General features: G+C 34.1%; 1 protein-coding gene. It reads right to left on the bottom strand.

The window, feature by feature from the left end:
* Positions 1-118: transposase (locus LMC10_RS01210; RefSeq protein ID WP_179226576.1), on the bottom strand; the 118-nt coding region annotated here is incomplete at its 3' end.
* Positions 119-208 lie beyond the last annotated feature (90 nt).

Below are 208 nucleotides of genomic sequence, written 5' to 3'. Positions count from 1 at the left end.
CTCTTAGGTCTCTTCGGTATTGATTGAAGATCGCTTTACGTCTATACTTTGGTATGAATACGATGTGATACTTACATAACCACTTCGTATGGGCTAAGCTATTTAATTTATTAGCCATATTTATATAACCTCTTTTCCCTTATTGACTTTGGCTTGAACACCTACATCTTAAGGCAAAAGAGGCCTTTTTTATATAATTTTTATCGCC

This window comes from Limosilactobacillus reuteri subsp. simiae, from assembly GCF_020784875.1.
GTDB lineage: Bacteria > Bacillota > Bacilli > Lactobacillales > Lactobacillaceae > Limosilactobacillus > Limosilactobacillus reuteri_H.
This window is presented reverse-complemented; position numbering and strand designations above follow the sequence as displayed.